Raw genomic sequence first — 9,028 nt, 5'->3', positions numbered from 1 at the left:
CAGATTATGGCTCTGCATGGCATTTCCGGTGTGCCGGTGGTGGATGGAGAGCGTCTGGAAGGTATTGTGACCCACCGTGATCTGCGTTTTGAAACGCGCATGGATGCGCCCGTAAGTAGTGTGATGACACCCAGGGACAGGTTGGTTACTGTACCGGAAGGTACCAGTCTGGATGCAACCAAGGCGCTATTGCATCAGCATCGGATTGAAAAAATTCTGGTCGTTAATGAGGACTTTGAGTTACGCGGTCTGATTACGGTCAAAGATATTCGTAAGGCCACTGAGCATCCCCTGGCTTGTCGTGATGCCCAAGGGCGTCTGCTGGTTGGCGCGGCCGTGGGTGTGGGGGAGGGCACCGATGCCCGGGTGCAGGCACTGGCTGAGGCCGGGGTTGATGTCATCATTGTGGATACGGCTCATGGTCACAGCCAGGGCGTACTGGATCGGGTGCGCTGGATCAAGGAACGTTACCCGGACGTGGATGTCATTGGCGGCAATATTGCCACCGGTGAAGCGGCGCTGGCGCTGGTGGAAGCGGGCGCAGACGGGGTGAAGGTCGGTATCGGGCCGGGCTCTATTTGCACCACCCGGATTGTGGCCGGTGTCGGTGTTCCGCAGGTGACGGCTATCAGTAACGTGGCAGATGCTCTGGCCAATACCGGTGTACCCCTGATTGCCGATGGTGGCATCCGTTTTTCGGGGGATTTTGCCAAGGCGCTGGCCGCCGGAGCCCACTCGGTGATGGTCGGTGGTTTGCTGGCGGGTACGGATGAAGCGCCCGGAGAAATCGAACTTTATCAGGGCCGCTCTTATAAAGCTTATCGCGGGATGGGTTCTTTGGGCGCTATGCAACAGGGGTCGGCTGACCGGTATTTTCAGGATGCCAGCCCGGAAGCGCCCAAGCTGGTTCCAGAGGGTGTGGAGGGTCGGGTTCCCTACAAGGGACCGGCTGGACAGGTGATTCATCAATTGCTGGGTGGATTACGTTCCAGCATGGGCTACCTGGGTGCCGAAGACTTGACCGCCCTACGCAATCGCGCCCGTTTCATCAAGATCACCCAGGCTGGCGTCCGTGAAAGTCATGTTCACGACGTCAATATTACCAAAGAAGCCCCTAACTACCGGGTGGAGTGACCCATGCAAGAACGCATTCTGATTCTCGATTTCGGTTCCCAGTTCACCCAGTTGATCGCCCGGCGGGTGCGTGAAACGCATGTTTATTGCGAAATACATCCGCATCATATGTCGCTGACGGATATACAGAATTGGGAACCCCAGGGCATTATTCTGTCGGGAGGGCCTGCCTCTGTTCACGATCAGGATGCCCCCATGGTGGATCCGGGTATATTTGCACTGGGCCTGCCGATTCTTGGTATCTGTTATGGTCTGCAATTGATGGCTCATGTGCTGGGTGGCGCAGTCGCCAAAGCCGAACATCGGGAATATGGGCGCGCCCAGCTGCAGATTCAGGAAGCTTTGGGGCCTTTGTTGTCTTTTAAAAGCGCGGAAGCCACGGAAGAAGTCTGGATGAGTCATGGTGATCGCATTGAAAAAATGCCAGACGGATTTCGGATTCTGGCCAGTAGTGCCAATTCGCCTTTAGCGGCTATTGGCGATCCGGTTCGCCATTTTTATGGGGTGCAATTTCATCTTGAAGTAGTCCATACGCCGCGTGGGGCAGAAATGCTCACGGCCTTTGTGCGTGGTGTTTGCGGTTGTCACGGTCAATGGACCATGCATTCCTACGTGGACAGTGCCGTAGCCACCATTCGCGCTCAGGTCGGCAAGGGTAAGGTCATTGCGGCCCTGTCTGGAGGCGTGGATTCGGCGGTGGCGGCGGTTTTGATTCATCGCGCCATAGGCGATCAGTTGACCTGTATTTTTGTGGATAATGGCTTGTTGCGTTTCGGTGAATCCGAAAAGGTCCAGACGGTTTTTCGCAATTATTTTCAGATTCCATTACAGGTCATAGATGCCCGGCAACGTTTTCTGGATGTGTTGGATCAGGTTACGGACCCCGAAAAAAAACGCAAGGCTATTGGCAATTTGTTCATTGAGATTTTTGAGGAAGAGGCCAAAAAGGTCGAAGGTGCCGATTTTCTGGCGCAGGGCACCTTATATCCCGATGTCATTGAGTCGGTTTCATTCAAGGGGCCCAGTGCCACCATCAAATCCCATCATAATGTGGGCGGGTTGCCGGAACGCATGCATCTGCAGCTGGTGGAACCTCTCCGGGAATTATTCAAGGATGAAGTCCGGGAGCTGGGTCGGGAATTGGGTATGCCCGAAGAAGTCATTCGTCGGCAACCCTTTCCGGGTCCGGGTCTGGCGATTCGTTGTCTGGGAGCCATTGATGCGTCACGCCTGGAGATACTGCGGCGTGCGGATCGCATTGTCATGGAAGAAGTTCGCGAGGCTGGATTATATGATCAGCTTTGGCAGGCCTTTGCCGTCTTGCTGCCCGTGAGGAGTGTGGGGGTCATGGGCGATGCCCGCACTTATGATGAAACCATTGCCCTGCGTGCGGTAGAGTCGTCCGACGGGATGACGGCGGACTGGGCGCATTTGCCCTACGCAGTTCTGGGCCGCATTTCCACCCGAATCATCAATGAAGTATCGGGTATCAATCGGGTGGTTTACGATATTTCTTCCAAGCCACCGGCCACCATTGAGTGGGAGTGATCTGAAAATATTTCCCAGCCTGCATTCATGCAGGCTTTCTTGGGGTTATCTGGTATAGACGGATATATCGTGACAATTGCCTTATCGCTGGGCTTTATTATGGCATCGCGCGATACTGCGTCATTTCAAGCTGCTGGAGTGGGCATTTCAATTCCTGGTAAAAAAATAATTCATCCATATTGGACTGGATTATTAGTATAGTCGATTAAATAATGGATTAATTATGTGGATAGCTTGCAATTGCCATATTATGTTTATTTTTTTATAATAATATGTTATAATTAAAAGATATTTGATGAAATTTAGGCGGACATGAGAAATAAATCACCGGATAAGTCGCGGAATTTATTGCAAACGAAAGCACAACGTTGGGTTGTAAAAATAGGCAGCAGCCTTCTCACGGATGAGGGAAGAGGCCTCGATCGAAAGTCCATAGGCGGCTGGGTCCGACAAATTATTGCACTTCGCCGTTCCGGCATTGAAATCATTCTGGTTTCATCAGGGTCAGTCAGTGCCGGAGTGCAGCGTTTAGGTTGGTCGCACCGACCAGCGAATCTTAAGGAACGTCAGGCGGCCGCTAGTGTTGGTCAATCTGCTTTGATTCATACTTATGAAAAGCTTCTTCGAGAGTGCGATGACCCCAATGAAATGCCCATTCATTGTGGTCAGGTTTTATTGACACACGATGATCTGCGCAGTCGTCGCCGCTATCTGAATGCCCGTTCTGCCTTGTTGACCTTACTCGAAATGAATGTGTTGCCAATCATCAACGAAAATGACACGGTTTCTTACAATGCCATCAATCTTGGTGATAATGATACGCTTGCCGCTGTGGTCAGCAATTTGCTGGATGCGGATTTGCTGGTCATTCTGACGGATCAGGATGGAGTGTTTAATGCGGACCCGCGCAGCAATCCGAACGCGCAACTACTTGCAGAAGTTAATGCTGGTGCCGCCATGCTGGAACGGATTGCTGGTAGTGGCGGTTCGGGTGTCGGCACCGGCGGTATGCTCGCCAAGGTGCGTGCAGCAACTCGTGCTGCCCGTTCCGGCACATCCACCATTATTGCTAATGGTCGCTGCGACAATGTGTTACTGCGCATTCGCGATGGCGAAGCTCTGGGTACTTTCATTCATGCCCGACTTCCCAAACTGGATGCGCGTAAACGATGGCTGGCCGGGCATTTGCGGGCAAGAGGGACTCTGCACCTGGATGCTGGCGCGGTCCATGCGTTAAAGCAGGATGGCGGGAGTTTGTTACCGGTTGGGGTAACGGCGCTGGAAGGTAATTTCCATCGCGGTGATCTGGTACTTTGCAAGGATCCCGATGGTAATGTGTTTGCCCGAGGCCTGGTCAATTGGGACGCTAACGTGGTGCAACGCTGTCTGGGTAAAAAAAGTGCGGAAATTGCAGATGATCCCGATGTGGCAGAAGGGGTCATGATTCATCGTGATAATTTATTAATTCACTGATTCCCTGGGACCAGTGGATCATGAATGGTCCCGGTAGTCTTATCTACGGGAAGAATTTGACTGGGAATGAGGTGCACGTCCTGTTGCTGGTGGGCCAGACGAATATTGTGACGTAACAAACTCTCCACGACCGATGCCCGCAAATCGGTTTGGACGTTAAAACTTTTGTTGCAGTCATCAAGATAAACACGCAAGTAAAACTGCAGGGCATTTTCACTGACATCCAGCAACAAGGCAGTTGGAGGAATTCCACGCGGGTCATCCTGCAGAACATCCGGATGATTTTGTCCTTCCTTGACCAACAATTCTTTGACCAGTTCAATATCCGCGCTATGGGCAACATTAAATGGAATCATCAGGCGCAGCACGCTGTTGGTATACATCCAGTTGGTTACCTGGCCAGATATGAGTTCGGAATTTGGCACGAATACCTCGGTACGGTCAAAAGTGAGGATCAGCGTGTAACGAATACTCATTTTTTCTACGTAACCTTGGGTGCTGCCGACCTGAATCCAGTCACCCACCCGAATCGGACGTTCGAGTAACAGGATTAATCCTGAGACAAAGTTGTTGACGATATTTTGTAATCCAAAACCAATGCCCACTGACAGTGCGCCCGCAATAATGGCGAGATTATGGAGGGCTACACCGGCTGTTGAAAGGGCAATAAGTATGGCAATAATAAAACCTGTATAACGTACAATAGACAGAATGGAATGACGTGCACCGCTTTCCATATGACCAATAATACGTGAATTATCAGAAAGATACCGTTGCACAAATGTATTGATATTAATCAGCAGGATCAGCAGTCCAATGGCAATAATCCAGCGGAAAGGTTGAAGATGAAAGGTGCCAACTGTAAACCCGGTAATGAAGTACTTCCAGATTAACGAGAAGCCGGTATGAGTGAGCCCCCAGGCGTAAAGAATGAACGCGCCAATCCCTATCCAGACGGCAATATGACTCAGCGCACTGAACCAGCCAAGCCAAGGTAGTGCTTGATCATCCTTGAGTCCCAGACGTTGCTTCAGCACATGTTGCCAGCGACCATCTTTACGCGCAGTGTAATTCCAGAAATCACTGAGCCCCCAGGAAATAAACAGGCCAATACCCAGTGCTAACAAAGACATCAGCAGGCCAAAAAACAGATAGTTGGTTAGATTGCGATAACCTAGTAACGTAAACAGAGCTGTTGCCAGCAGCGCAATCAGTATAACAATCCGCAAAAAAGGATAAGCTTTAAAGGGCCTTTTACCCCCGGCTTCCATGACCAGCCGGAATACCGCGCTGATGACTAGAAGATGATAAACAGACCATAAAAAAGCCTGTTGTTGTGGGTTCAGAAAATCCTGTGGAGCGGTGATAATCCAGCTCACTGCAAAGGCGGCTAAAAAAGCAACAAAACGCAGGGTACGCAATGTGGAACGTAAGGTTTTCGGGCCCCAGGCGAAATGATGAAAAACGACTCCACTGGGACGTAATGCCCAGGTGACCAGAATCGCCAGCAAGGCATAGCCACCACAGGTTATCAGCACAATATCCACAAATGGAGAAAGGACCCCCATAAAGTGTGCTGCTAGTGCCGCTGCGGAAACACCGACGACAATGGGCAAGTAATGATAGAGACTTTTTTGCGCTGCCGATAGGTGCGTTCCTAGCTTTGTACTCTCAGGAAGTGATTTGCGTACAACCAGCAGTAGTAAAAAAACAAATAGACCAATGGCTATGGATACCTGAAGATTTTTCTGGGCAAAAATGAAGCGGTGATTGTGATGAAACCAGTAATTTTTCTCCTGTGTCCATGTGCTTGAACCTACAGCCGAAAAAGTATTGATCTGTGCCCATATATTTTGATCCTTACGTAATAGTATTTGCGCGTGCAGATTGTCACGCTTTTTCTCAATTTCCTGTTCTAGGTCAGTGCTGGCTACGGCAATAACTTTGCAAGTAGCAATTTCTCCCTGCAGATCTTTTTGTCGATGGAGTAGTTTTGTTCTTAATGCCGTAAGGTTTTCAGGTTCACCGATGACCGCAGGCCCCAGAATTCCCAAGCCGTTATCAGTCTGTTTAAGCTGATTATTCTTGTTTCTAATGCACTTTTGTGCATTGTCTTTGATGATGCTGGTGCTTTTATGCCAATTAAGAAGCTGCTGCATATCAACAGGTTGTTCTAATTGTGCATGTATTTTCTGCAGAATTTTGCTGTCCTGATCAATTTTTGTACTGGTAGATGCATCAGCAGAAAAAGATAATACCAATGTTAGAAATATAAAAAACTGAATGATAATGATGTACAGATAATTGTTTTTAAAGTGTGAGCCGTGCCATATCGAAAAAGAAGATTTTAATTCAGTCACAATAACTCCTCTTTAGGGCAGCATGATGATAGTCACACAATATCAGGATGTATGAATATAGCATAAAATGGCATTAAAGACCTAATCCTCAGGCTGTAGCCAATTGACCGCAGCCTGGTTAGACCATAAAACCGGCCTGTGAACGAAGAGGCGCGTCAGCTTGTCGGGTTAAGGAGACAGACTGGGCAGGATTGAGGGGTATACCGAGCTAAGCTAATCATTTTGTCAGGATTTCGCTCCTATTCAGAAAGATGACGTAACCACCTGCAGAAAACTGATTTAACAACGTTTTTTGATGAAGGGATGAGGCTTTTTTCAAGAGTTGGCACATAGTTTGCTTGATATGTGTCATTCTACCTGATTCGAAAAAGGACCACTCATGAAAAAGTCACTCAGCAATATGATTTTTGTGCTGCTGCTTGCCACGCCTTTTATGGCCTTGGGGAGCTTTGTGCATGCCGTCACCCCTTTACATAACCAACTGGCGCAAGGATCTTTGCCTCACCCTATTGTTCACGGTGAATATCAGGCAGTACGCGTTATGGGTAAAACCGCAGCGCATCTTGAATCCGCTGGCTGGCTTCAGTTGCATCCGGACAAGTTAAAGGTTCGCACCTGGTCTCTCTAACTGACCAAGGCCTTACGGGCACTGCGTTTCAACAGGGGCAGTGCCATTTTTTGTATTGTGGGTGGTAGTGATACCGGTTTTAGCAGCATTTTAATGGCCATTTCAAAGGGGTAGTGGCGGCTGACCCAGTCTCCCATCCGTTCCCGGAATGCCGCAAAGTCCTTACCTGAAAAAGTTTGCCCCGGATTTTTTACTTCAAAAGCATTTTTGATGGCTAAATAGCTATCTTCCTGATCGACTTCCGATACTCTTTTCCAGAGTTCCCGGCCAATGCGCCAGCGTGAATTTTTTTCCTGCTGCTGATAGGTCTGAAAGAATTTATAAAAGTATTTGTAGTGGTGGACTTCGTCAGCACGAATGCGACCAGCCAGTAAACGGAGAACCGGTTCCGGGCTGGCGGACTGAATCATGGTGTAAAAACTGGCGGTACCTGTCTCTACGACGCAGCGAGACGCCATTTCCAGCGCCTGGCTAGGACCCAGCAAATCTGTCTGGCAGTAGGGCATGTAAGCTTGCACAAAGCCTTTATAGGCGCGCTCCCAGTCGAAGTCTGGCCAGATCTGCAGGACATAGGCCTTCAGGGCCAATCCATGCTGAACTTCTTCCTGCTCCCATTCTTTGCTGAGCCATGCAGTAGCCGCAGCATTCTCCTGAAAGTATTCTACCAGATTGCGGGCATAGAGGTCAGAAAGCGTTTCCACAAAGGAGGCTCCTGCCAGCAGATAAAACCAGTCTGTCTGATCAACTATTCTGGTTTTTTCTATGCTTGCATAGGGTATATCTGCCAGAGTCCAGGTTGGATGCTTTCTCATAGTGGGGATGGCAACGGGCATGGATTGAGCCGTCTCCTTTGGGGTGGATGAAATCGGGTCAAGGATTATAGCCCAGATCCTGGTCCTTGGCGCCAGCCTGTGCAAAAGCTTCCCGTCTTTTCTTGCACTGGGGACAAAAACCACAGTGTTTTTCGCGCCCCAGAAGGCAACTATAGGTTTTTTTCCAGGGAACGTGCAAACGATTCCCCTCAAGTATGATGGCAGCCTTACTGAGTTGAATCAGAGGCGTTTCCAGTTGCAAATTCAAAGTGCCCAGGGTGTTTGTGATGGCATTCTGAAAAGCGGGACGTGAGCAGGTATCTACCTGCGCATCATCAGCGCTGAGACCTATCACAATGCGTTGAATATTCAAATTGCTGGCAATCGTCGCAATGGCAGCAATAGCGAAAAAATTACGATGGGGCAGCGGGACATGGTACCGCTCAGCGCGCAATGCTCCAACGGCATTTCCAAAAGCGGACAGATCATAACGTTGTGCTTGGACTTGCTGATTTTCACTCAGCCTTTGCACGGCTTCCCACTCCTGTTGGGCAGCGCGTTGCGCATAGTCCAGAAAAACCGGTTGGGGGCACTCAGTTTGGGCAAGCTGAAATAACAGCGTGCTGCTTTCTACGCCGCCGCTCATCAGCAGCAGGCAATTTGCGGTTTTGGGCCGGGCCACGTCCAGAGACATCGGGTCTGGCGACATTGGGTCGGGCTGGCGTATGATCGCTGCGGTTTCGGTATGAGTGTTCATGGAGATTGAAGATAACATGAGTTCATGCGTCAGTGTGCATCCGGTCAATCCTCAATGGCGCCTGCTGGAGCCTGTACTGGATGTGTTACGGGCTGGCGGGTTAATTGTTTTCCCGACAGACACCTGTTATGCCTTGGGTTGCATGGTTGGCGCCCGCGCCGCCCAGGAACGATTGCGGCGTATCCGTCAACTGGATTTGCAGCATGATCTTTCCCTCCTGTTTCCGGGAATTGCCCAACTCGCAGAATATGCCAAGTTGGATGACCGCGCTTTTGCTTTGCTGCGTAAAGCCTTGCCTGGACCTTATACTTTTATT

Annotated in this window: 8 protein-coding genes; 5 read left to right on the top strand and 3 right to left on the bottom strand. The window is 49.9% G+C overall.

Annotated elements, in window-relative coordinates; all coding sequences use genetic code 11:
- The 3 genes from guaB to proB all read left to right on the top strand — a co-directional run.
- The coding region (gene guaB, locus AC2VLY_RS04255) for an IMP dehydrogenase (protein WP_486892968.1) at positions 1-1,134 on the top strand (1,134 nt) is incomplete at its 5' end.
- 3 nt (positions 1,135-1,137) lie between these two features.
- Complete coding sequence (gene guaA / locus AC2VLY_RS04250) at positions 1,138-2,682, top strand: glutamine-hydrolyzing GMP synthase (RefSeq protein ID WP_193650604.1); 1,545 nt, start codon at positions 1,138-1,140, stop codon at positions 2,680-2,682.
- A gap of 312 nt (positions 2,683-2,994) precedes the next feature.
- Positions 2,995-4,155: a glutamate 5-kinase gene (proB, locus tag AC2VLY_RS04245; protein WP_193650605.1), complete on the top strand. Its 1,161-nt coding sequence runs from the start codon at positions 2,995-2,997 to the stop codon at positions 4,153-4,155.
- Here the strand turns inward: proB and AC2VLY_RS04240 are convergent.
- Positions 4,149-6,314, bottom strand: coding sequence for a mechanosensitive ion channel family protein (locus AC2VLY_RS04240; protein WP_486921814.1), 2,166 nt, complete (start codon positions 6,312-6,314; stop codon positions 4,149-4,151). The two genes, proB and AC2VLY_RS04240, sit on opposite strands and share 7 nt — an antisense overlap.
- Positions 6,315-6,894: 580 nt before the next feature.
- Here AC2VLY_RS04240 and AC2VLY_RS04235 point away from each other — a divergent pair.
- Entirely contained in the window at positions 6,895-7,143 is a 249-nt protein-coding gene (locus AC2VLY_RS04235) for a hypothetical protein (RefSeq protein WP_075322602.1), read from the top strand.
- On the opposite strand, the gene AC2VLY_RS04230 is transcribed toward AC2VLY_RS04235, so the two are convergent.
- Positions 7,140-7,976: a ferritin-like domain-containing protein gene (locus tag AC2VLY_RS04230; RefSeq protein WP_486893682.1), complete on the bottom strand. Its 837-nt coding sequence runs from the start codon at positions 7,974-7,976 to the stop codon at positions 7,140-7,142. The genes AC2VLY_RS04235 and AC2VLY_RS04230 overlap by 4 nt on opposite strands.
- Positions 7,977-8,013: 37 nt before the next feature.
- A complete protein-coding gene (locus AC2VLY_RS04225; RefSeq protein WP_486921813.1) occupies positions 8,014-8,712 on the bottom strand; it encodes a 7-cyano-7-deazaguanine synthase in 699 nt (232 codons plus the stop codon).
- 16 nt (positions 8,713-8,728) lie between these two features.
- Here AC2VLY_RS04225 and AC2VLY_RS04220 point away from each other — a divergent pair.
- On the top strand, positions 8,729-9,028 hold a 300-nt coding region (locus tag AC2VLY_RS04220; RefSeq protein WP_486921812.1), incomplete at its 3' end, for a Sua5/YciO/YrdC/YwlC family protein.

This window comes from Acidithiobacillus sp. TH-A36 (genome assembly GCF_057473445.1).
This window is presented reverse-complemented; position numbering and strand designations above follow the sequence as displayed.

Bases quoted from the DNA above. Each gene is read 5' to 3' on its own strand.
- guaA (WP_193650604.1), top strand. From the start codon at position 1,138: ATGCAAGAACGCATTCTGATTCTCGATTTCGGTTCCCAGTTCACCCAG.
- proB (WP_193650605.1), top strand. From the start codon at position 2,995: ATGAGAAATAAATCACCGGATAAGTCGCGGAATTTATTGCAAACGAAA.
- AC2VLY_RS04240 (WP_486921814.1), bottom strand. From the start codon at position 6,314: ATGCAGCAGCTTCTTAATTGGCATAAAAGCACCAGCATCATCAAAGAC.
- AC2VLY_RS04235 (WP_075322602.1), top strand. From the start codon at position 6,895: ATGAAAAAGTCACTCAGCAATATGATTTTTGTGCTGCTGCTTGCCACG.
- AC2VLY_RS04230 (WP_486893682.1), bottom strand. From the start codon at position 7,976: ATGCCCGTTGCCATCCCCACTATGAGAAAGCATCCAACCTGGACTCTG.
- AC2VLY_RS04225 (WP_486921813.1), bottom strand. From the start codon at position 8,712: ATGAACACTCATACCGAAACCGCAGCGATCATACGCCAGCCCGACCCA.